This is a genomic window from Pseudomonas sp. NBRC 111138, from assembly GCF_001320835.1.
GTDB classification, from domain to species: Bacteria; Pseudomonadota; Gammaproteobacteria; order Pseudomonadales; family Pseudomonadaceae; genus Aquipseudomonas; species Aquipseudomonas paracarnis.
The window spans coordinates 61,411-83,312 of sequence record NZ_BCBO01000031.1 but is presented as its reverse complement, the minus strand read 5'-3'; the positions used below and the strand labels follow the sequence as shown (position 1 = coordinate 83,312).

At 58.4% G+C, this 21,902-nt stretch carries 18 protein-coding genes and 1 other RNA gene; 6 read left to right on the top strand and 13 right to left on the bottom strand.

Features of this window, described 5'->3' with window-relative positions; all coding sequences use genetic code 11:
• Positions 1-654: 654 nt before the first annotated feature.
• From APH41_RS06105 to APH41_RS06065, 10 genes are all read right to left on the bottom strand, one after another.
• Positions 655-951 (bottom strand): hypothetical protein, encoded by a 297-nt coding sequence (locus APH41_RS06105; RefSeq protein WP_054917997.1) that lies wholly within the window; start codon positions 949-951, stop codon positions 655-657.
• Positions 948-1,928 carry an integrase domain-containing protein gene (locus APH41_RS06100; protein WP_054918039.1) on the bottom strand — a complete coding sequence of 327 codons (981 nt, stop codon included), beginning with the start codon at positions 1,926-1,928 and terminating at the stop codon, positions 948-950. Before APH41_RS06100 ends, APH41_RS06105 begins: the two co-directional genes overlap by 4 nt.
• Complete coding sequence (locus APH41_RS06095; protein WP_054917995.1) at positions 1,906-2,265, bottom strand: hypothetical protein; 360 nt, start codon at positions 2,263-2,265, stop codon at positions 1,906-1,908. The genes APH41_RS06100 and APH41_RS06095 overlap by 23 nt, the downstream gene beginning before the upstream one ends.
• Positions 2,252-3,649, bottom strand: a complete 1,398-nt coding sequence (locus APH41_RS06090) for a YfjI family protein (protein WP_054917994.1) — start codon at positions 3,647-3,649, stop codon at positions 2,252-2,254. Before APH41_RS06090 ends, APH41_RS06095 begins: the two co-directional genes overlap by 14 nt.
• A 1,070-nt stretch (positions 3,650-4,719) precedes the next feature.
• A complete protein-coding gene (locus APH41_RS06085) occupies positions 4,720-5,952 on the bottom strand; it encodes an RES family NAD+ phosphorylase (RefSeq protein WP_054917991.1) in 1,233 nt (410 codons plus the stop codon).
• Positions 5,953-6,501: 549 nt separating this feature from the next.
• The gene (locus tag APH41_RS06080) at positions 6,502-7,758 is read right to left on the bottom strand and encodes an integrase domain-containing protein (protein WP_054917989.1); all 1,257 of its coding nucleotides are present in this window, start codon (positions 7,756-7,758) and stop codon (positions 6,502-6,504) included.
• A gap of 186 nt (positions 7,759-7,944) precedes the next feature.
• Positions 7,945-8,341, bottom strand: a transfer-messenger RNA (tmRNA) gene (gene ssrA / locus APH41_RS27925).
• Positions 8,342-8,435: 94 nt separating this feature from the next.
• Positions 8,436-8,714 carry a hypothetical protein gene (locus tag APH41_RS06075; RefSeq protein WP_003194233.1) on the bottom strand — a complete coding sequence of 93 codons (279 nt, stop codon included), beginning with the start codon at positions 8,712-8,714 and terminating at the stop codon, positions 8,436-8,438.
• Between the two features lie 136 nt (positions 8,715-8,850).
• The gene (locus APH41_RS06070) at positions 8,851-11,661 is read right to left on the bottom strand and encodes an FAD-binding and (Fe-S)-binding domain-containing protein (protein ID WP_054917986.1); all 2,811 of its coding nucleotides are present in this window, start codon (positions 11,659-11,661) and stop codon (positions 8,851-8,853) included.
• Positions 11,662-11,731: 70 nt separating this feature from the next.
• The gene (locus tag APH41_RS06065; protein WP_054917984.1) at positions 11,732-13,426 is read right to left on the bottom strand and encodes a lactate permease LctP family transporter; all 1,695 of its coding nucleotides are present in this window, start codon (positions 13,424-13,426) and stop codon (positions 11,732-11,734) included.
• A 251-nt stretch (positions 13,427-13,677) separates the two neighbouring features.
• On the opposite strand from APH41_RS06065, the gene APH41_RS06060 reads away from it, so the two are divergent.
• Complete coding sequence (locus APH41_RS06060) at positions 13,678-14,445, top strand: FCD domain-containing protein (protein WP_014719963.1); 768 nt, start codon at positions 13,678-13,680, stop codon at positions 14,443-14,445.
• Between the two features lie 27 nt (positions 14,446-14,472).
• On the opposite strand, the gene smpB is transcribed toward APH41_RS06060, so the two are convergent.
• Positions 14,473-14,955, bottom strand: coding sequence for an SsrA-binding protein SmpB (gene smpB, locus APH41_RS06055; protein WP_003176160.1), 483 nt, complete (start codon positions 14,953-14,955; stop codon positions 14,473-14,475).
• Between the two features lie 167 nt (positions 14,956-15,122).
• Here smpB and APH41_RS06050 point away from each other — a divergent pair, with 167 nt between their 5' ends.
• On the top strand, positions 15,123-15,557 hold the full coding sequence (locus APH41_RS06050) for a type II toxin-antitoxin system RatA family toxin (protein WP_003194226.1): 435 nt from the start codon (positions 15,123-15,125) through the stop codon (positions 15,555-15,557).
• Complete coding sequence (locus APH41_RS06045) at positions 15,550-15,852, top strand: RnfH family protein (protein ID WP_014719961.1); 303 nt, start codon at positions 15,550-15,552, stop codon at positions 15,850-15,852. Before APH41_RS06050 ends, APH41_RS06045 begins: the two co-directional genes overlap by 8 nt.
• Before the next feature lie 305 nt (positions 15,853-16,157).
• Here the strand turns inward: APH41_RS06045 and APH41_RS06040 are convergent, their stop codons facing one another.
• Positions 16,158-16,685, bottom strand: coding sequence for an outer membrane protein assembly factor BamE (locus APH41_RS06040; protein WP_019817954.1), 528 nt, complete (start codon positions 16,683-16,685; stop codon positions 16,158-16,160).
• A 98-nt stretch (positions 16,686-16,783) separates the two neighbouring features.
• Between APH41_RS06040 and fur the strand changes: the two genes are divergently transcribed.
• On the top strand, positions 16,784-17,188 hold the full coding sequence (fur, locus tag APH41_RS06035; protein ID WP_003194220.1) for a ferric iron uptake transcriptional regulator: 405 nt from the start codon (positions 16,784-16,786) through the stop codon (positions 17,186-17,188).
• Between the two features lie 85 nt (positions 17,189-17,273).
• On the opposite strand, the gene recN is transcribed toward fur, so the two are convergent.
• On the bottom strand, positions 17,274-18,947 hold the full coding sequence (gene recN, locus APH41_RS06030; RefSeq protein WP_054896115.1) for a DNA repair protein RecN: 1,674 nt from the start codon (positions 18,945-18,947) through the stop codon (positions 17,274-17,276).
• A gap of 254 nt (positions 18,948-19,201) precedes the next feature.
• On the opposite strand from recN, the gene grpE reads away from it, so the two are divergent.
• Both grpE and dnaK read left to right on the top strand, forming a co-directional pair.
• Complete coding sequence (gene grpE, locus APH41_RS06025; RefSeq protein ID WP_034126999.1) at positions 19,202-19,762, top strand: nucleotide exchange factor GrpE; 561 nt, start codon at positions 19,202-19,204, stop codon at positions 19,760-19,762.
• 102 nt (positions 19,763-19,864) lie between these two features.
• Positions 19,865-21,781: a molecular chaperone DnaK gene (gene dnaK / locus APH41_RS06020; protein ID WP_014719959.1), complete on the top strand. Its 1,917-nt coding sequence runs from the start codon at positions 19,865-19,867 to the stop codon at positions 21,779-21,781.
• The last annotated feature ends 121 nt before the right edge of the window (positions 21,782-21,902 follow it).

The window sequence follows — 21,902 nt, the reverse complement described above, 5'->3', positions numbered from 1 at the left end:
ACGTTTTTGGATTCAGGGTCACGTGTACGGGCCTCAAGAGCTGCTTGAGTCATCGCTCAGGGCGCTGATGAAGGCAATTCGCCCATCATTGCATCTTGATCAGCCTACGAATAGACGTGTTGGATCCTGGACAAATGATTACACCAAGGGTCTAGCCGGAAGGCACTCCGATGGCATTTTTACGCCAATGAAATTGACATCTTGGGTTTGCATCTATCGCTGTTTTTGGTTTGGTACAAGGGCTGAAACCAGAGCCTAGGTCAATACGCACGGATGGAGATAGGTTCACAGAGCAGTCCTGTACTTAGCTGTGAATTGCTGCTGATTTCCTGGACGTTTTCGAATGGTTGCTTTTGGCCCAGGCTGTGAAAAAACGCATAGTCACTTTAAAAGTCAGTGTTGCTACGTGAAATCTGCCGTCGCCCGTGTGGTAAGCAGATCTAAAATTTATGTAGGGACGCGACTTTGGGCTGTTTTTTCCGTCTTGGTGGATCGAAAACGTTTTTACACAGCCTCGGTCGTTTTCGGCCTGTCATGACTAACCGGTTTGGGTTGCTTTTTGCCGTTGCGACGGTGTTTTACGAGCAAGTTCATCCGCAAGAAAATATCCACGTTGAGATGGATGACGGGAGACAAGTGAGGCTTGCGGGCTGCCTATCCATGACTAGTCGAGCGACCCATTAGCAATTGCCGGTCGTTCCCTAGTCGTTTCCAGACCAATAGGGTGGTGAGTCGATAGTAATACCGGGTGGCGTCGGAGTGGCCTTTCAGGTGCTGAGTGAGAAACCAGCGCACGTGCTTGAGCTGCCAGGTCCAGGGATTGTCTCGCTGCCAGCGTTGTTGAATGGCCGCTTGCATGATTCGGGCTTGGCATAGATGGCGTTGCTGCGTGACTTTCGAGCCGGTCAGTACGCCGCTCAGGAACAGCGCCATATCGAACGGCTTGCTCACGCTCGGCCACCGATGTAGGCCGACACCACGTCGTTCCGGTTATGCCCGAGCTCAACGCTGATCTGTTGGCGCGCCTGTTGATCAAGGTCGCGGTCAATGCGATAGCAGTGACCACCGTTGACCGGGGCGGCGTGGCCCGTGATCTGCTCGTAACGCTCGCAGGCGTAGGCCGCTCGCAGTTCATGAAAGCCTTTCAACCCTTGTTTATGCAGCGTTTCGCGGGCGGGGAACACGGTTTGTTGCAGGAACGCGGCGTAGCTTTCGCCTCGGGCCAGCAAGTTGCGGCTGCGAGTTGGCGATGCCTTACGAGCCAACTGCAGGGCCGCTTTCACTTCTTCATTTACCACGATCCATCGCGGCGCTGAAGCGCCTGAGCGACCGCCTTTGGTGCCGTCCTGGATGTTGATGCGGCCTAAGTGTTCGGCTTCGCGGTGCAAGCGTGGCAGGTCGGCCAGGATCGCTTCGCGCAGGCGCATGCCGGTTGTTCGGGCCAACAGGACAATCGCGGCCACCCGCTCGTGTTGCTGTTCGCCAAGCGCCTCGAGTACTCGCCGCATCTGTTGGTGGTCTTGGCCATCCGGCGCGCGGGTGCGTACGCTCGAGCGCTGCTGTCCCAACGCCTGACTCGGACTGGCGATCCTGACATCCTGATCACCGCGCAGCGCAGCGAGGGTGCGGTTGACGCTGCTCAGGCGGTTCTGCGCGGTCGCGATGCAGAGTTCACCTTGCTGGATCTGCTGGCGCAGATACGCGGCGTAGTCTTGCAGCGTCCGGCGATCGATCTGGCGCGCATCGTTGTAACCGGGGCCGTCCTCTGACCGACACCAACGCACGAATGCTTGCCAGCGATCGCTATGCGCTTTGACCGTGGCGAAGTGGCCGCCGGCAAACAGATCCTTGAGCGCTTGTGGGCCGGCATAGCTCAGCTGGCGGCCGTAGCCGAAGTTGCGACCATCACGCCGACCGACCAAGGCCATCATCATCACCGTGTTCGTTTGTTTGCAGAAAGCGCAGCAGGGCTTTCCAGTGAGGGCTGAGCCGGTCCAACTGCTGCCAGTGTGTTGGGCGGATCAGGAGGGTGTTCTCCTGGTGTTGCAGCAGTGCCCCTTCCTCACGCAGTTGCTCAATCAGCAGGGCGATATTGGCAGGGGGAAGGGGTGGTGTGGCGACAGCGGCGACAGTGGCGACAACCCGCGTCGTTTCTGGCCAGGCGCGTGGCGACAGGGTGGCGACAGCGGCGGCGACACGCCGTGATTCAGGTTGTGGTTGATGTTGCGCCTGGTAGCGGCGCACCGCGTCATTAAGGCGAAACATGGCGGACCTCGAAAGTTTTTCCGTCGCGGCTGCTCAGCCAGCGATGAGTGATCAGCACGACCAATAAAGAAGCGGTATGGTCAGCGCTCTTGCGCGCAAAACGAGGGCCGTTGCGATTGACGTCGCGGACGGTGAAGTGGGTCCAGCCTTTCTGCACCAGCCAGCGCAGCAGCCGATCCGCTTCCTCACGTCGGCTATTGACCGGCTCCTGTTCGGTTAAGCGCTGAATCTCAGCCAGGTAGTAATCCATCAGCGTGGAGGCGCGCTGGATGTGTGCTTCGTCCAACGCACTGGCCTCTTCAACCATGGCCAGCACGCCTGCGATACGCAGTACATTCGCCGCCGCCTTGCCTGCGACAGGTTGGATACCGGCCAGCTCGCCGAACTCGCCAGACTGGCACTCGATGGTGTCATGAATATCAATCCAGGCCCGGCGGGCGCGGGGAGTCAGCTCCAGCGTGGCAGGATTGAGTGAGCCATCCTGGTGAAGCGACCAGGGCTTTTGCAGCAGGGCGGTGATCCGCTGTTGGTAGCGTTGGACTTTGGCATCTCGGGTCAGGTCGATCGCCTTGTAAAGTCGCTGGCCGGCCAGGCGCTCGGGCCAACTGATCAGGCAACGGCCGAGGATGCCTTGGCCATTGATCACCGGGTCTTTGAACAGCTGGTTGGCCAGGTAGGGCTGCAGCATCAGGTGCAGGCTGAGGCGGCGGTCATAAGCGCGCAGGCTTTCTCCGGCCATAGAGCGGGCCCGGTCGATAGGGCTGCCATCCCACAGTGTCGACAAGGTGGTGATCGCCTTGAGCAGATTCTCTTTGCTCATGGTGCTGCTGCCCAAGAACTGTCCACCTTCATCATTGAACAAGCCCATGCTGGGTAAGCCCTGGCACAGACTTTTGACCAAGGCCTCAATGGTGGGCTCGGCAATGATCAGTCTCGGTGGTACCGGCTCGGATAGCTCAGCGCCTTTCGCCTCAGCACGCTCTGTTGAGGTTTTGGGTTTGGCCATGATGCTGGTAGCGGCGCGATAGGCTTTGAGCTTTTCCGCGTACAGGGTCCACTGCTGCCGCTCCCAGTCGCGCGCTGCCCTTAATGCCAGGTGATCCACCGCGCTTTTGCGATCCCCCGAGGACGCCACCGTCAGTAGGTAGAGGGACAGCGGATAGGTTCGACCGTCGAGTTGGGCATTGGCGTGGCCCTGGCTCACCAAGGCAGTGGTAGCCAGCACCGACTGTGCAGCCATGGCGCAGGGCACGCCGATCACCTCGGCCAGTCGCTCGACCGCAGGGCCCAACAGATCCCCGAGTGCTTCGACCGGGTAGGGCAGTGGCGCCTGCTGGTACTCCAGCAATGGTTGTGGGGGCTCGAACGCTTCGCACAGTTGCATCGAAATTCTCCTGAGATTATCGACTTCGTCCTCACTCATCCCGCCACGGTTGTTGAGTGTTATCAGGGATCAAGGCCCCTGCGACCTGTGAGGGTTGTCCACTAACGCGGGACTGACGGCTCCTTACGGCCGGGAGCTTGGGCATCTCATGATCTGGCCTCCTGAACACCGATAGCGGTGGGCGGGTGGAGGCTGCACTGGCTGACGAGGCCGGTATCGCGAGATCCTGAGTCGGGTGAAGGCAGTGATGCGATGACTGGGGCATGCCTGACTGTCAGTCAGGTGCAGTCCATTTCATGGGCTGCGGCACCATCATCGGCATCGCTGTGGCGAGTGAGCATTCGGTGTTTGTCACGCCGATTGTCACGAGGGGGAAAGCCGCAAAGGCCCGTGCGAGCAGGGCTGCAGAAGTGTGATATGCGCCCGTCTCTTTAGGGGGCAAAGAGACGGGCAAAAGGTTGGCGCAAGAAATAGCCAAGCGGATAAGTTGCTGCAGAGCAGCCAGGAGGGGGCATGAGTTGCCGCAGTGGGCATTCTGGAAGAAGTGGCATCCATCACATCGCTGTGACTGTGCGAGCCGCCGGACGCTAATCGCACTTGGGGTGAACCACCATGATGTGGCGTAGCCTCAAAGGTTCTGGCTACCTGGGTGCTGTCGAGGACAGCGCTGGTACGGTTCTGGTTTAGCGCTCGTTCTACTCGCGGTCAACCATATTTTGGAGGCGACTCTTGCGCCAATCGGTAGTGCTAGAAGACCTTGGAGTCCGGTGGTTTTCCATAGCCGGGTGGTCGTTTGTCGGTTTTTAATGTGAGCCTGCGTAATTGCATGGACTTGACCACCCATTTGCATCGTCACTGACCAGTCAATTGCATTCGTGCTGATCAACCGTTTGCATTCGACTTGACCAGCAAACGCCATAGTGACGACCGGCGGAGAACGGCCAAAAGCAGTCGTTTGGGAGGGGATAATAAATCTGTCCCATTTTCCCTTCAGCGTGCCTCGTAAACGGGGCCGGCTTGGGGACTGCCTAGCTGGCGCGGCAGGGCTTGCAGCAAGCTAGGCAATGCCATTAGTTGGTTGGGTTTATCGTGTGATAGTCAACGCGCGCTATTTCAAAGATCGATACTGCTTCCTGCGAAACGACAAGGTCGAACTGGGGGACCCAATCGGGGGTCTGCAATGCCTCAGGCTTGCTCCTATCGAAAATCACGTAGTTGACGCCACCCTCTCGCTGCACTGAGCGGAACGAGATGCCATCAAACCTCTGCTTTCGGTAGTACCGAATGAACTCAGCCAGCGCTTGGGTCATTACATAATCTGTATCGGTAGCGCGCACAGGGCGGGCGATCAGATCGTGGAGATACTCAAGCAACAACCGACGGTCAGTGCGCTCCCGATAGCCAGGCTCGAACCAGCTGATTTCTTTGTGCTGAAGCGCAGTAAGTGCCGTGAAATCAAAAAACTCCAAATGCCGATTGGAGATAAATTCCCCTACCACCACCTTGTCTCCAATCGAAGGCCGTACCTCAGCAATACTTGTCTGGGCGTCGGCGGCCACGTAGAGCAAGGGCACGCCTGCCGGGCTCATCCGGTTGTTCGCCGCGCGATCCTTGGGGGGCGCTCCTAATTCCTTGGAAGGATTTTTTTGAAACTCCTGGATTTGCGCATGTGTAGCGGCGATTCGTGCTCGATAAAAACAAGTGTTCTCAGGGATTACCTTGACGACCGCGGTCGTGTCAGCATTTGCATCACTACCGGCCAGCATCGCTTCAGCCATCAGGGATTCAAAAAACCGGCTGGCATTGGTATTGAAAAACCTACGGCCATGAACCAGCTCAGTTGCTACTTGCGTCCACTCACCCTCGATCCACCACCGCTCATGTTCCTCGGACTCGAATCGGCTGGATGCCCGGCAATATTCCTGCCCGTGGAAGTAAAAGTGTTCCTCATCTGCATCCGGGTCTATGAGCCGTTCGGCTACCGCGTTGCACACAGCTTCCGATTCACTGCGGATTGCACGACCAATGATTTGACTGAGCGTCATTTCGTAGCCTGGGTAAAGCCCATAGTCGATGGCAAAGTGATCTGAAAGTTTGTTCTTGATGGTATCTGCAATTGTCTTGGAAGTGAGTGCCACCAGCGTGGACGTTCCACAGGAAGCGCAGACCCGTGGCATCGCACGTTTGGAGGGGCGACCTTTGAGCCAGGTGTCACCAATGCACGCCAGGCACACAAACATGGACTCCTCGGCTTCCTCCTTGAGAAGGATCTCATGCCCGATCTCTGCTAATCGTGAAACCATCACATTGCCCCTTTCTAGGATTTCGGCTCGGCCAGGATCCTATCATTTCCCCTATTCTGCTTGTGCGATCTGCAGTCGCGGGCGGAGGCTAAAAACGGTGCTATGAATCGTCCCTAGCTTAGTAGCGTTTCGAGTGCCTGCTTTTGGCCGATTCTTGCCTGTCGCCACCGACAGCTATGGGGCGGTTGCAGTCCTTCAGTGCTTGGCTGACGCACTCGCGGCTGAGTGGCATCCGCTGACATCCATCAACTGCAAACGGTTGGTCAGCGCGAATGCGAATGACTGGTCAGTGGCAATGCAATTAGGTGGTCAAATGAGATGTAATTACGCAGAGCCCATGCGAGTGGGAATGCGGAGCCTTCCCGCTCGCGTGGGCTTGGCCGAGAAAGCCCCAAGAGGGAGGCTTGCAACGGCGACAGTCGCCACTTCTGTCGCCATGCTGCAAACCAGGTATTACGCGGGTTGTCGCCGGTGTCGCCACTGTCGCCAAATCAACCATCACTCCATCTGGGGAGTCATTTTCGGTTACCGGCGGCATCCGGTGAGCGCTCACCGTATAGGCACGACGTTGTGGTCTCTGGTTTGATTGATCGCAGATGCCGACAGGTTGCCAGTGGCCGCTTTCTGGATGTGCTCGCTCCACCAAGCCATCATCGGACGCCGGCGTTCGATGTAGTCAGCTCGGTTGTAAGCGCTTCGGACTTCGTCCTTGTCGACATGCGCCAGCGCGACTTCGATCAGCTCCGGATCCCACCCATGCTCGTTCAGGATGGTGCTAGCCATGGAGCGCATGCCGTGGCTGACCAAGCGGTCCTGGAAGCCCATGCGTTTCAACGCCATGTTGGCGGTCTGGCTGTTGGCGTGGGTGCGCGGATTCCTATCTGCCGGGAACACGTATTCCCTGTGGCCGCTGTGGGGCTTGAGCGTCTCCAGTAACGCGAGTACCTGTTCGGTCAGCGGGATGGTGTGCGGACGACGCTTTTTCATGCGCTCCGGCGGGATGGTCCAGATGCGTTTGTCAAAGTCGATGTCTACCCATCGGGTGGTAGCCGCTTCGGCAGGACGGGTCATGGTGTGCAGTTGCCATTCGATCAGGCAGCGGGTGATTCGCTTGATGCTGGCGTTCGCGATTTCGATCATGAGCTCGGATAGCTCTTCGGGTCGTAGCGCGGCCATGTTCTCTTTCTTGGGCTTCTTGAAGACCGCCCGAATGCCGCTGAGAGGGTTAGCGAAAATCAGTCCGGAGTTCACCCCGTAAGTCATGATCTCGTTGAGTCGTTGGCTCAGCCGCTTCACTGTTTCGAGGCTGCCTTTGGCCTCAATCGGGCGAAGGAGCTTGATCACCATAGGAGCACTGACTTCAGAAAGCGGCGTCGACTTCATGCTCGGAAAAACATGCAGCGTGAGTGAACGCCAAATGTCCTCGGCATACGCTGGCGTCACTGAGTCTTTCTTCAGTTCGAACCAGGCGGTGGCTATCTTCTCGAAGGTGTGTTCGGTCTCAGCCAGCCTGGCTTGCCTTTGCTCATCGCGCTGGGCTTTGGGATCAATGCCTTGAGCAAGTAGCTCTCGCGCCTCGACTGCTTTCTTCCGAGCATTCGCTAATGAGAGGTCGGGGTATGGACCGAGCGCCATATTAAGACGGCTTCTGGTCAACGGCTCGCGATAATTGAAATTCCACATCATCGAGCCGCTGGCGCGTACTCGAAGCTGCAGGCCGTCGCCGTCGCTGAGAACGAAGTCTTTACCAGTTGCCTTGACTGCCTTGAGCTGGCGATCGGAGAGGCGGGTTGCGTTAGTAGGCATGGGGGCTACCTCCAGCACCGTTTTGGTATCCTGAAAGTAGCACTTGGCAGCCCGGGATACCACCTGGGATACCAAAGCGCCTGGAACTCAGAAATCCTCAAAAGTCCCCGGAAGCCCTGGAAGCCGCGTATTTACTGGATTTCAGGCACAAAAAAAGACGTCCGTGGACGTCTTTAGATGATGAAGTGGTGGAGCCGGGGGGATTTGAACCCCCGTCCGCCAGTACTCCGCTGTCGGTACTACATGCGTAGCCGTTTCTATTAAGTTAACCCTCAGCGACCCGAAGGGCAGGGTGCTTTGGGCGAGTTGTGTAAGTTTTAGCCGCTTCGTCCACAACGTACTGCACGGCGATTCTGTTCTATATGACAATCACTTTGGGTTTACAGACATCCCCTGGTGATTGCTGGACCCGAAGGTACCAGAAGCTCAGGGCTAAGGCTGCTTACGCAGCGAGAGCGAATTCCTGGCCGTAGTTTTCGTCATTGGCAACTATAAGAAGTTGCAACAGTGGATTTACGAGTTCTGTTACCAACTCGGCATGCACCTAAAGTTTCGCGACCGGCGTCGAATCCTAAACGGCCCCGTGCTTGTAACTCGTTGTTTCTTAGTGAGTGACAAGCCTGTGCAGTGTACGCCAAAACGTCAGCGAAGGCCAACCCGAAGGTTGGCCCTCTCGCTTACTGGCCGCCTTTCTCGCTGTTCTGCAGGTCTTGCAGGGCCTTGGAGGTGATTTCGATGCACTTCTTCTCGTCACCTGCGGCGTGGGCGGCCTTGGCCTGGGAGACGGCGGTGTCTATTTCGCCACTTTTACCGCTGGTGTCGGTGGCGAGCAGGGCTTTGCCGTTGTTGATTTTGTCCAGGTTGATCTGGCACAGGTCTTTGTCACTGGCGGCGAAAGCGGGGGAGGCGAGCATCGCAGCGGTCATGAACAAGCCAGCAAGAGCGGAACGCTTCATAGGGTGTCTCCTTGCGCAAAAGGGCTCGACGCTGCTGGCGTGCAACCGCTGCCAGCGACATCACTGATGGGCCTCGTTTGTCGAGGCCTATGCAGATGACTGCGCCGGTGCGCCAGGGTTCGGTTTTTTTGCCGGGTCAGTGGGCGCGGGCGCGGGTGACGCGGTCTACCAGGTAGACCAGGCCGTGGTAGTCGATGCCGCCATGTTGGCTCAGGCCGATCTCGCAGGTGCGGCTGGTGGAGATGCCTTCGCTGCAATATTGCACGGCATCCTTGAGCGAGCGCAGGGCGTGGGCGTTGAGTTCCGGGGTGGTGAAGCCTTTGTCGCCGGCAAAGCCGCAGCAATGAATGCCTTCGGGGATCACCACGGTTTTTGCGCAGCGTCGCGCCAGTTCGATCAGGGCCTGGCTCTCGCCCAGGTGCTGGGTGCTGCAGGTGACGTGCACGGCGATGGGCGCTTCCTGGGGTGTGAAGTCGAGGCGGTCCATCAGGTGGGTGCGGATAAAGCGCACGGGGTCGTAGAGGTCCAGGCGCGTTTCTCCCAACTCTTGCACCAAGCGCAGGGTGCAGGGGCTGGTGTCGCAGTAGATCGGGTCGAGGCCGCCGCGGCTGGCGTGGAGCAGGGCGCCGATCAGTTCCTGGCGTTTGTGTTCGGCCTGCTCGGCGTAGCCTTTGGACGCGAAGGGTTGGCCGCAGCAGAGGCTGTCCTGGTTGTCGGGGAAGACTACCTGGTAGCCGGCTTTTTCCAGCAACTGGCGGGTTTTGTCGTACAGCGACATCTGCTCTTTATCGCCGGCTGCCGGGCCCATGGCGCGGGAGACGCAGGCGGCCAGGTAAACCACGCGCGGGCGTGCGTCCCTCACTGCAGGGCTAAAGCGGATGGCTTTTTCGGGCTGTGGCATGGCGTTGGTCCACTGCGGTATTTGCCCTTTGGACAGCTTGGTCAGCGTGCTTGAGAGCTTGGCCAGCCGTGGGGCACCCAGCAGCATGCGCGCACCGTTGGCGACGTGCAGGGTAAAGCGCGCACCTTGCAGCGCGGTGGCGAAATGGCTGGCGAGCCAGTCAGCGGTTTTCGTACGGTTGGCCTCGCGGCTGCGCAGCTTTTTCACCAGGTCGCCGGTATTGATGCCTACAGGGCAACGTTGCGCGCATAAGCCAGTGGCGGCGCAGGTGTCGATGCCCTGGTAGTGGTAGGCCTCTTCCAGTTCGGTGGTGTCCACGCCTGCGCGTTTTTTCGCCTGGATATCGCGCCAGATCACGATGCGCTGGCGCGGGCTCAGGGTCAGGCCTTTTGAAGGGCACACCGGTTCGCAGAACCCGCACTCGATGCACTTATCCACAAGCTCATCGGCGGCGGGCAACGGCTTGAGGTGTTTGAGGTGGATCTGCGGGTCTTCGCTGAGTACCACGTCCGGGTTGAGGATGCCGTTGGGGTCGAGCAGGCGCTTTAGCTGCCACATCAGTTGATAAGCGTCGCTGCCCCATTCCAGTTCGACGAAAGGGGCCATATTGCGGCCGGTGCCGTGTTCAGCCTTCAGCGAGCCACCGAACTCCACGGCCACCAGTTGCGCGACGTCGTCCATGAATGCTTGATAGCGTGCGACTTCTTCGCTGCTGTTGAAGCCTTGGGTGAACACAAAGTGCAGATTGCCTTCCAGGGCGTGTCCGAAAAGGATGGCTTCGTCGTAGTGATGTTTGTCAAACAGTGCGATCAGGCGGTTCACGCCAATCGCCAGTTGTTCGACCGGGAAGGTCACGTCTTCGATGATTACGGTGGTGCCGGTTTTGCGCACGGCACCTACGGCCGGGAAGGTGTCTTTGCGGATGGCCCACAGGCGTGCGTTTTCCAGTGGGTCTTCCGTGAAGTCGACTTGTTGCTCCACGGGAAACGCCGCCAGGGACGCCATGATGCGCGTCAGTTGTTCGTGCAGCAGCGATGGCGAAGCGGCGCGGGATTCGATCAATAGTGCGCAGGCGTTTTCCGATAGGTGCTGTACGAAAGCAGGCATGCCTGGTTTGTCCTGCACCGAGCGCATGCTGCGTCGGTCCAGCAGTTCAACGGCGGAGACTGGCTGGGTTTTCAGCACGGTGACGGCGTTGCAGCAGGTTTCGACATCCGGGAAGACGATCAGCGCCGAGGCTTTGTTGGGGTGATCGATCACGGTGTCGTAGGTGACCGCACTGATAAACCCCAGGGTGCCCTCGGAGCCGACCAGCAGGTGGCTGAGGATATCCAGCGGGTCATCGAAATCCACCAGGGCGTTGAGCGATAGGCCGGTGGTATTTTTCAGACGGTATTTGTGGCGGATCTTTGCCGCCAGCTCAGTATTTGCTCGTGTCTCGCGGCCCAATAAGGCCAGGCGTTCAAGCAGTGCGCCATGTGACTGGCGGAAGGCTTGCACGCTGGCGGCATCTTCGGTGTCCAGGCGGCTGCCATCGGCCAGTACCAGGCGGATGCCCGCCAGGGTGTGGTAGGTGTTTTGTGCCGTGCCGCAGCACATGCCACTGGCGTTGTTGGCGACGATACCGCCGATCTTGCAAGCATTGATGGACGCAGGGTCCGGGCCGATCTTGCGCCCGAACGGTGCGAGCCAGGCGTTGGCCTGGGCGCCGATCACACCCGGTTGCAGGCGGATCTGGGTGCCTTGCCCGCGAATTTCGCGGTGGTTCCAGTTATCACCCAGCACGATCAATACCGAGTCGCTGATGGCCTGGCCCGAGAGGCTGGTGCCTGCGGCACGGAAGGTCACCGGTACGCGGTCGCGCTGGGCCAGTTGCAGCAGTGTTACCACTTCGTCTTCTGACTCCACGCGGATCACCAGCTGTGGGATCAGTCGGTAGAAGCTGGCGTCGGTGCCGAAGGCGAGGGTGGAAAGTGGATCGTCGAAGCGGCGATCTTGCGGGATCAGTTGTGCGACGTCGCTCAGGAAAGCAGCAGGCAGGCTCATCGGTCCTCCAGAAATAGCAGACGCCGGAAGGGTGCCCCGGCGTCGATTCTTACCCTATTACGTGCAGGTCTCAGTGCACCAGCATACCGGTGAACCAGTACGCCTGCGCCAAGGTGATCAGCCCGACGATGGTGGCAAAAAACAGGCTGTGCTTGAGGGTAAAGCGGAACAGGTCGGACTCCTTGCCCACCAGGCCGGTGGCGGCGCAGGCCACGGCGATTGATTGCGGCGAGATCATTTTGCCGGTCACGCCACCGCTGGTGTTCGCGGCTACCAGTAGGGTGTCGTTGACGCCGATCTGGTGCGCAGTGGTGGCCTGCAGTGAGCTGAACAGGGCGTTGGATGAGGTGTCGGAGCCTGTCAGGAAAACCCCCAGCCAGCCAAGGAAAGGCGAGAAGAACGGGAAGGCAGCACCGGTGCCAGCCAGAACCAGGGCCATGGTCGAGGACATGCCGGAGTAGTTGGTGACGAAGGCGAATGCCAGCACCATGCCGATGGACAGGATCGGCCAGCGCAGTTCAAAGAAGGTCTCTTTTAAAGTGGTAAGACCAGTTTTGATGTCGATTTTCAACACAAGCATGGAGACCAGTGCCGAGAAGAAAATCGCAGTGCCGGTGGCCGAAATCGGGTCCAGCTTGAAGACGGCCGGGATGGCGGTCGGGTTGGTCACGATGGGCGCGACTTTAACCACCAGTTGATCCAGGTGCGGGATCGCGAAATTGAACACCCAGCCGTACATCGAACCGCCCGCGGCGAACAGGGCCTTGAAGGGTTTGAGGGTCCAGATGGTCACCAGTACGGTGAGGATCAGGAACGGCGACCACGCCTTGAAAATTTGCCCCAGGCTGTAGGGCGAAACCACGGTGTTGCGTGGCAAGCCGAAGCCGCCGGCGCTGGAAGTGACCGCCACGCTGGAGGTGGCGCCGGCAATTTGTGCGCCTGCGGTGCGCTTGGGTTGCCAGACTTTCAGGAACAGCGTCAGGGCAATCAGGCTGGCGAGTGCCGAGGTGATGTCCGGCAATTCCGGGCCAATGAAGTTCGAGGTGAAATATTGGGTGACGGCAAAACTCAAGCCGGCCACCAGGGCTGCAGGCCAGGTTTCGCGAACGCCGCGCAGGCCGTCCATCATGAACACCAGCCAGAACGGCACGAACAGCGACAGCAGCGGCAGTTGGCGGCCGGTCATGGCGCCAATCTTGAACGCGTCAATACCGGTGACCTGGCCGGCGACGATGATCGGAATGCCCAATGCGCCGAAGGCCACAGGCGCGGTATTGGCGATCAGGCACAGGCCGGCGGCGTACAGCGGGTTGAAGCCCAGGCCCACCAGCAGCGCGGCGGTGATTGCCACGGGCGCGCCGAAACCGGCCGCGCCTTCGAGGAAGGCGCCAAAGCAAAAACCGATCAACAACACCTGCAAGCGCTGGTCGTCGGTGATCGACAGAACGGAGCTGCGGATGATTTCGAACTGGCCGCTCTTGACCGTCAATTTGTACAGGAATACCGCCGCGACGATGATCCAGGCGATGGGCCACAGGCCGTAGGCAAAACCGTAACCGGCCGCAGCCAGCGCCATGTCTACCGGCATCTGGAAGGCGAAAATGGCGACCAGGATCGACAGGGCCAAGGTGATGCTGCCGGCCACATGGCCTTTGAGGCGGAACACGGCCAGCGCCAGGAAGAAGAATACGATGGGAGTGACGGCGGCCAGTGCGGACAGGCCGAGGCTGCCGAGTGGGCTGTAAAGCTGTTGCCAGGTTTGCATATGGGGTGGCCCCTGATTGTTGTTGTTTGGTGAGCTTGGGTAATTGGTAATACCAATTTACAATCGCTGTGGGCTAGATTAAGAGCCAGGGCAGGGGTGTGTCAATTTGCCGCCTGCGAAACTTTGGTCGTAGGTCGGGAGGCGGAGTGTTCTGATCGGCGAAATTGAAGGCGTTCTGATAGGTGCTGCCGGCACGTCGATAGGCCAGAATAGGGGCCCCGGCGAGTGGTCGGGATGGTGGAGAGTGAGTTATGGGGTTTGATCAGGTGCGTCAGCGCCGTTTGTCTGACGATATTGTCGAGCAGCTTGAGGGGATGATTCTCGAGGGCACGCTGAAGTCGGGCGAGCGCTTGCCGGCCGAGCGCGCGTTGGCTGAGCGCTTTGGTGTATCGCGCCCGTCGTTGCGTGAGGCGATTCAGAAACTGGCGGCCAAGGGGTTGCTGGTCAGTCGCCAGGGCGGTGGCAACTATGTGGTGGACTCCCTGGGTTCGACCTTCAGCGATCCGCTGCTGCACTTGTTGGAAAGCAATCCCGAAGCGCAGCGCGATCTGCTGGAGTTTCGCCAGACCCTTGAGGCTTCGTGTGCCTACTACGCGGCGTTACGCGCCACCGAGGTTGACCGTGAACGGCTGACTGCAGCGTTTGAGGCGTTGCAGGATTGCTATGCGCGCGCCGACGAGGTGAGCCGAGTGGAGGAGGGGGCTGCGGATGCAAGGTTTCACTTGGCGATTGCCGAAGCCAGTCATAACGCCGTGTTGCTGCACACCATTCGCGGGCTGTTCGACCTGCTCAAGCGTAACGTGGTGACGAATATTGGTGGCATGTACCAGCAGCGTACCGAGACCCGCGACATGCTGATCAATCAGCATCGGGACTTGTACCTGGCCATCATCGAGGGTCGGGCCGAGCAGGCGCGTGAGGTCTCGACACGGCATCTGCTGTATGTGCAGGAGGTGTTGGAGGAGGTGCGTCAGGAGGTTCAGCGTGTGGCTCGGGCGGAGCGACGCAAAGGGATGTAGCCCGCGTGGGCTACACCGTCACAAGGATTACTCTTCCTTGCCTTTGTTGCGCACGGCGCGATGCAGCTCGCGATTGGAGTCGCGCTCGCGCTCGGTGTCGCGCTTGTCGTATTCCTTCTTGCCCTTGCCCAATGCGATTTCGCATTTGACCAGGTGCTTGCTCCAGTACCAGGACAAGCAGATGCACGCGTAGCCTTTTTGCTGCACGGCTGCGGCGAGCTTTTCGAGTTCGCGGGCATTGAGCAACAACTTGCGCGTACGCACCGGGTCGGCAATCACGTGGGTGCTCGCGGTGGTCAACGGGGTGATATGACTGCCAAGCAGCCATGCCTCGCCATCCTTGAGCAGCACATAACTGTCGACCAGCTGCAGTTTGCTGGCACGCAGACTTTTTACTTCCCAGCCGGCCAGGACCAGACCAGCCTCGAACCGATGTTCGATGAAGTAATCGTGTCGCGCTTTTTTATTTTGCGCGATGGTCCCTGTGGGGTGTTTCTTTTGTTTAGCCATAGGGGCGGCATTATAGGGAGTTGCGAGCGTGTCGGCTACGGTCAACCTGTGTGCTTGAGCGAGTTGGACGAATCCCGGACAATGCGGGCAGTTCTTTGGTTTTTTTCTCTCGCGGATTGGGCTGTTCTTTCGCGATGTTTGCCTTAAGCAGTGGAAGTAACGCTCACATGACGACGCATATTCAACGTTCGGCCCTGTTGCCCTACCCGGCGCAGGCGCTCTATGACCTGGTCAACGACGTGGCGCGTTACCCGGAGTTTCTGCCTTGGTGCTCGACAGCCGAGGTTCTGGAGAGCAGTGACGAGCACATGGTTGCCAGTGTGGGGGTGGCCAAGGGCGGCCTCAGCCAGCATTTTGTGACGCGCAATGTGCTGGTGCCGGGCCAATCCATCGAAATGAACCTGCAGGAAGGGCCGTTCACCCAGCTACATGGCGTGTGGGTGTTCAAGGCGCTGACGGACAAGGCCTGCAAGATCAGCCTGGATCTTTCGTTTGATTATGCCGGGCCGATTGTTCGTGCGACTTTAGGGCCTTTGTTCAATCAGGCAGCCAATACCTTGGTGGACGCGTTCTGTCAGCGCGCCAAGCAACTGCATGGTTGAGATTGAGGTGGTGTTCGCCGCTGAGGATCGCCAGGTGTTGCTGGGGGTAAAGGTGGCTGAAGGCACTAGTTTGCGCGAGGCGGTGCGGGCGTCGGGAATAGCGGCGCATTTTCCTGACGTTGATCTGGCTGATTGCCCGCTGGGTATATTTGGCAAGGTTGTCGTGGATGCCGGGGCGCGTTGCGTACAAGCAGGCGACCGTATTGAGATCTACCGGCCTTTGCTGGCCGACCCTAAAGAGGTGCGCAGGCTACGCGCGGCCAAGGCGGCATTGGCCAGGCAAACGAATTCTTGAGCTTGCCAAGTGGCAGCCTAGCTATCTGGAGCGCCGCGATCCAACTGTGGGAGCTGGCTTGCCTGCGATGACGCCCTGATAGCCGGCGCATATCTACCTGATGCCCACGATCCAAATGTGGAAGGGGGCGGTCCCGATAACGGATATGTACTCGATCTGATCCAGGATCCTGGTCGACTGTCAGATCGCTTTCGCAGGCAAGCCAGCTCCCACAGGTTCAGCGTCGCACCAAGGTTATGTAGATGCCTATGTAAATGGCAGGCAACAAAAAGCCCGGCATGCCGGGCTTTTTATCGAGCGCAAAATTATTGCGGGCTGGTGTCCAGAGGCTCAGGCGTCGGGACGGGCACGGTTTCCACGTTGTCGATGTCTTTCTGGATGGTGTCCAGCAACGAACCAGGCTTGGCCGGTACCTCGGATTTCGGTTTTTCAGCTTCCTGCGCAGGGGCGGTCACGTTGGTGCCGCTGTCCTTGCCCAGCAAGGCTTCATCGCGGCTTACGCCGGGCATGAAGTCGCCGGACAGGCTCACGAGCTGGTCATTGCCATTGAAGATGACACTGACGCGCTCCTGCTGGCGTTCACCGCCACCAGGCTGCAGGCTGTAGAGATAATCCCAGCGATCGGCATGGAAAGTGTCGGTCAGCAGGGGATTACCCATGATAAACCGTACTTGCCGTCGGGTCATTCCCGGGCGTAACTGGTCTATCATGTCCTGCGTGACGACATTGCCCTGCTGGATGTCGATTTTGTAAACCCCGGGGAATGAACAACCGGCGAGTGCGAGCAGTCCCACAAAGGTGAAACTGGTTAGCAAGAGCTTGGTGTTTTGCATCGGTGGGCGACTTCCACTATCTTGGCTGGGACAACGTAAACGCCGATCATACCCGTATTAAGAGAAGCTGCGAAGCAGCATCCGCGAGAAAGCTAACCATGGTTGAAAATAGCGAACTACGCAAAGCCGGTCTCAAAGTGACTCTGCCACGAGTCAAGATTCTACAAATGCTCGATTCTGCTGAGCAGCGCCACATGAGTGCCGAAGATGTTTACAAGGCGCTGATGGAGTCTAACGAGGACGTCGGCCTGGCCACGGTCTACCGTGTACTGACCCAGTTTGAAGCCGCAGGGCTGGTGGTTCGTCATAATTTCGACGGCGGTCATGCGGTGTTTGAATTGGCTGACGGTGGTCACCATGACCACATGGTTGACCTGGATACCAATGAGGTTATCGAGTTCACCAGCCCTGAAATCGAAGCGCTGCAGCACAAGATTGCTGAGGAGCACGGGTTCGATTTGGTCGATCACAATCTCGTGTTGTACATCCGTAAGAAAAAGTAAAAATCGACGCAGTTTTGCTTTGCGAAACGATTGAAGGCGACCCTCGGGTCGCCTTCGTGCTTTCTATAGAGTGGAAAATGTCGCTTCAAGCCTTCGCGGCCACCACCATTTTTTTCGCGTGAGCCAAGGACTCCTTGGTCAAGTCGATACCGCCGAGCATCCGCGCCACTTCTTCCACCCGTTCCGACTTGTTCAGCTTGGAGACGGCGGTGTGTGTCGCGTCGCTACCGCGCACCTTATGCACAAACAGGTGCTGATGCCCTTGGGCTGCCACTTGCGGCAAGTGGGTCACCGTAAGCACCTGGCCACGATCTCCCAGGCGACGCAGCAATTGGCCAACAATTTCTGCGGTTGGCCCGCCAATGCCCACATCCACTTCATCGAATACCAATGTGGGTACCCGTGAGGTCTGGGCGGTAATCACTTGGATCGCCAGGCTGATGCGCGAGAGTTCGCCGCCGGAGGCCACTTTGGCCAGGGCCTTGAGCGGTTGCCCGGGGTTGGCACTCACCAGCAGTTCGACGTGCTCCAGCCCATGGGGCTGCAATTCTTGAGTGGCGTTGGGATGCAACTCGATGGTGAAGCGCCCGCCTGGCATGCCCAGGCGTTGGATTTCCAGCTCAACGGCGCTTGCCAGGCTAGTCGCTGCCTGCTGGCGCAGAGCGCTCAGCTCCCGGGCCTTTTCCTGATAATGACGGGCAAACGAAGCGAGCTCCTCGCCCAGTCGTTCGATGGATTCGTCGTTCGCGTTGAGTGTTTCGATTTCATCCAGCAGTTTCTGCTGCATGGTTGCGACTTCGGTCGGCTGGATTCGATGCTTGCGAGCCAGGGTATAAATAGTGTCCAGGCGCTCTTCTATTTCCTGCAGGCGAGCTGGGTCAGCGTCGAAGTGGTCCAGGAAGCGATTGAGTTCGCCCACGGCCTCTTCAACCTGGATCTGCGCGCTGGTCAGCAGGGTGGTCGCTTCGCTCAGTGAGCCGGAAGCATTGTTCACGCTGGACAGGCGGTTGAGGCTGGCGGTCAGTGCGTTGAGCACATTGCCGGAGTCGCTCTCGCTGCATTGCTCGACGACCTGGCGGCAGATGCCCAGCAAGGTTTCGGCGTTGGTCAGGTTCTTGTGTTCCTGCTCAAGTTGCTCCAGCTCTGTCTCACCCAGGCCAAGGCTTTCGAGCTCTTCCAATTGGTAGCTGAGCAACTGGTGGCGGGCGCGTTGTTCGTCGCCGGAGTTGGAGAGGCGTTCCAGTTCCTGGCGTGTCTGGCGCCAGCGTTGGGCGGCCAGTTGAACTTGCCGGGAAAGATCGGTGGCGCCGGCGTACTCATCGAGCAGGCGACGGTGGGTATCGGTTTTCAGCAGGGATTGGTGTTCGTGCTGGCTGTGGATATCGATCAGCAATTCGCCCAGGGCTTTCAGGTCGCCCAGTGGGCAAGGCGTGCCGTTGATATAGCCGCGGGAGCGCCCCTCGGCGGTGATCACCCGGCGCAGAATGCAGGGGCCTTCATTATTAAGGTCGCGCTCGGCCAGCCATGCTTCGGCTTCGGGTATGTCCGCCAGGTCGAAGGTGGCCAGGATGTCAGCCTTGTCGGAGCCAGGGCGTACCACGCCACTGTCGGCGCGGTCGCCAAGCGTCAGGCCGAGGGCGTCGAGCATGATCGACTTGCCGGCGCCGGTTTCGCCTGTGATTACGCTCATCCCGCGATCCAGTTCAAGATCCAGATGTTCAACGATGGCGTAGTTATGTACAGACAGGTGCACGAGCATGACGGCCGCTCCCAGGCTTTAGGTCTGGTTATTTATACAGTGTTTTGTTCAGGCCTGACAATCCTGACGCTTAGCTCGATTTGCTTGAGTCTCGAATTTTTTTAGCGCGATGTGGAATGAGCGAGAAGGAAATGATCCAGGTCAATCGAAAGACTTTTGGTAACGCCTGCGCCCTTGAACCTGAAAATTGTGGCCCCATATACCGGAGCAGAAGCGCGAGTTGAGTTCGCGCATGATTTTGAAAGGAGAAATCTATGGCTGACGAACAGACGCAGGATACGCAAACTCCAGACGCCAATTCGGCTGCCGGTGATGAACTGGCGACTCGTGTGCAAGTGCTCGAAGAGCAATTGGCCGCTGCGCAGGATCAATCGTTGCGTGTTGCCGCCGATCTGCAGAACGTCCGCCGCCGTGCCGAGCAGGATGTAGAGAAGGCTCACAAGTTCGCGCTGGAAAAATTCGCCGGTGACCTGCTGCCGATCATCGACAGTCTGGAGCGTGGTCTTGAGTTGTCCAACCCGGACGATGAAAACATCCGCCCAATGCGCGAAGGTATCGAGCTGACCCTGAAAATGTTCCAGGACACCCTGAAACGTTATCAGTTGGAAGCGATCGATCCGCAAGCCGGCGAGCCGTTCAATGCAGAACATCACCAAGCCATGGCCATGCAGGAAAGCCATGACCTGGAACCCAATAGCGTCATCAAGGTGTTCCAAAAGGGTTACCAGCTCAACGGTCGCCTGATGCGTCCGGCAATGGTGGTGGTGAGCAAGGCTCCTTCACCCGTTGCACCTTCTATTGATGAGCAGGCTTGAAATCCGCCGCAAGGCCCCCATCTATAAGTCAAGCGTTTAAGTGCTGCCGCAGTTAGCCAAAACTGCTGCGGCAACCAAATTCAAGTTTCGGGAGAGTAAATCATGGGCAAAATTATCGGTATCGACCTGGGGACCACCAACTCCTGCGTCTCCGTGCTGGAAAACGGCGTTGCAAAAGTTATTGAAAACGCCGAAGGCGCACGTACCACTCCGTCGATCATCGCTTACGCCAACGACGGTGAAATCCTCGTCGGTCAATCGGCCAAGCGTCAGGCGGTGACCAACCCGCACAACACCCTGTACGCGGTAAAGCGTCTGATCGGTCGTAAGTTCGACGAAGAAGTCGTACAGAAAGACATCAAGATGGTGCCTTACAAAATCGCCAAGGCCGACAACGGTGACGCCTGGGTTGAAGTGAACGGCCAGAAAATGTCGCCGCCGCAAATCTCGGCTGAAATCTTGAAAAAGATGAAGAAGACCGCCGAAGACTACCTCGGTGAAGCAGTGACTGAAGCGGTGATCACCGTTCCTGCCTACTTCAACGACAGCCAGCGTCAGGCCACCAAAGACGCCGGCCGCATCGCGGGCCTGGATGTAAAACGTATCATCAACGAACCAACCGCAGCCGCGCTGGCTTACGGTATGGACAAGGCCAAGGGCGACCACACCGTGATCGTTTACGACCTGGGTGGCGGTACGTTCGACGTCTCCGTGATCGAGATCGCAGAAGTTGACGGCGAGCACCAGTTCGAAGTGTTGGCCACCAACGGTGACACCTTCCTGGGTGGTGAAGACTTTGACATTCGTCTGATCGACTACCTCGTTGACGAATTCAAGAAAGAAAGCGGCATGAACCTCAAGGGCGACCCGCTGGCCATGCAGCGCCTGAAAGAAGCCGCTGAAAAAGCCAAGATCGAACTGTCTTCCGCTCAGTCGACTGACGTGAACCTGCCGTACATCACTGCAGACGCTACCGGTCCTAAGCACTTGAACGTGAAGATCTCGCGTTCCAAGCTCGAAGCACTGGTTGAAGACCTGGTTCAGCGCACCATCGAGCCTTGCCGCATCGCGCTGAAAGACTCCGGTATCGACGTTGGCTCGATCAACGACGTGATCCTGGTGGGCGGTCAGACCCGTATGCCACTGGTTCAGAAGCTGGTCACCGAGTTCTTCGGCAAAGAAGCCCGTAAAGACGTGAACCCGGACGAAGCCGTTGCCATGGGTGCTGCCATCCAGGGTGCCGTACTGGCCGGTGATGTGAAAGACGTGCTGCTGCTGGACGTAAGCCCGCTGACCCTGGGTATCGAAACCATGGGTGGCGTGATGACTGCGCTGATCGAGAAAAACACCACGATTCCTACCAAGAAATCCCAGGTGTTCTCGACTGCCGATGACAACCAGGGCGCCGTGACTATCCACGTGCTGCAGGGCGAGCGTAAGCAAGCCGCACAGAACAAGTCCCTGGGCAAGTTCGACCTGGCTGAGATTCCACCAGCACCACGTGGCGTGCCACAAATCGAAGTGACCTTTGACATCGACGCCAACGGCATCCTGCACGTCGGCGCGAAAGACAAGGCCACCGGCAAAGAGCAGAAGATCACCATCAAGGCCAACTCCGGCCTGTCTGATGAAGAAATTCAACAGATGATCCGTGATGCTGAAACCAATGCTGAAGCCGACAAGAAGTTCGAAGAGTTGGCAGGCGCCCGTAACCAGGGTGACGCGCTGGTTCACTCGACTCGCAAAATGATCGCTGATGCTGGCGACAAAGTGACCGACGAAGAGAAAACTGCAATCGAAGCGGCAGTGGTTGCGCTGGAAGCCGCCATTAAAGGCGACGACAAGGCTGCCATCGAAGCCAAGGTTGAGGAATTGTCGAAAGTCTCCGCGCCAGTTGCTCAAAAAATGTACGCCGAGCAAGGCCAGCCGGCTGACGGCGCTGCGCAACAAGCAGAGCCTGAAGCCAAGCACGACGATGTTGTCGATGCCGAGTTCGAAGAAGTTAAAGACAACAAGTAAGTTGTCGCCCGGTTGACCGCGCACAAGCGGTGACTGGTAGGATGTCGCCGCGCGGGAGCTTGCTCCCGCGTTGGCGTGTCTGGGGTATGCGAATTTTTACAGCATGCGACAACGCTCGGAT

Bases quoted from the DNA above. Each gene is read 5' to 3' on its own strand.
- APH41_RS06100 (WP_054918039.1), bottom strand. From the start codon at position 1,928: ATGGCCTTGGTCGGTCGGCGTGATGGTCGCAACTTCGGCTACGGCCGC.
- APH41_RS06095 (WP_054917995.1), bottom strand. From the start codon at position 2,265: ATGTTTCGCCTTAATGACGCGGTGCGCCGCTACCAGGCGCAACATCAA.
- APH41_RS06090 (WP_054917994.1), bottom strand. From the start codon at position 3,649: ATGCAACTGTGCGAAGCGTTCGAGCCCCCACAACCATTGCTGGAGTAC.
- APH41_RS06085 (WP_054917991.1), bottom strand. From the start codon at position 5,952: ATGGTTTCACGATTAGCAGAGATCGGGCATGAGATCCTTCTCAAGGAG.
- APH41_RS06080 (WP_054917989.1), bottom strand. From the start codon at position 7,758: ATGCCTACTAACGCAACCCGCCTCTCCGATCGCCAGCTCAAGGCAGTC.
- APH41_RS06075 (WP_003194233.1), bottom strand. From the start codon at position 8,714: ATGAAGCGTTCCGCTCTTGCTGGCTTGTTCATGACCGCTGCGATGCTC.
- APH41_RS06070 (WP_054917986.1), bottom strand. From the start codon at position 11,661: ATGAGCCTGCCTGCTGCTTTCCTGAGCGACGTCGCACAACTGATCCCG.
- APH41_RS06065 (WP_054917984.1), bottom strand. From the start codon at position 13,426: ATGCAAACCTGGCAACAGCTTTACAGCCCACTCGGCAGCCTCGGCCTG.
- APH41_RS06060 (WP_014719963.1), top strand. From the start codon at position 13,678: ATGGGGTTTGATCAGGTGCGTCAGCGCCGTTTGTCTGACGATATTGTC.
- smpB (WP_003176160.1), bottom strand. From the start codon at position 14,955: ATGGCTAAACAAAAGAAACACCCCACAGGGACCATCGCGCAAAATAAA.
- APH41_RS06050 (WP_003194226.1), top strand. From the start codon at position 15,123: ATGACGACGCATATTCAACGTTCGGCCCTGTTGCCCTACCCGGCGCAG.
- APH41_RS06045 (WP_014719961.1), top strand. From the start codon at position 15,550: ATGGTTGAGATTGAGGTGGTGTTCGCCGCTGAGGATCGCCAGGTGTTG.
- APH41_RS06040 (WP_019817954.1), bottom strand. From the start codon at position 16,685: ATGCAAAACACCAAGCTCTTGCTAACCAGTTTCACCTTTGTGGGACTG.
- fur (WP_003194220.1), top strand. From the start codon at position 16,784: ATGGTTGAAAATAGCGAACTACGCAAAGCCGGTCTCAAAGTGACTCTG.
- recN (WP_054896115.1), bottom strand. From the start codon at position 18,947: ATGCTCGTGCACCTGTCTGTACATAACTACGCCATCGTTGAACATCTG.
- grpE (WP_034126999.1), top strand. From the start codon at position 19,202: ATGGCTGACGAACAGACGCAGGATACGCAAACTCCAGACGCCAATTCG.
- dnaK (WP_014719959.1), top strand. From the start codon at position 19,865: ATGGGCAAAATTATCGGTATCGACCTGGGGACCACCAACTCCTGCGTC.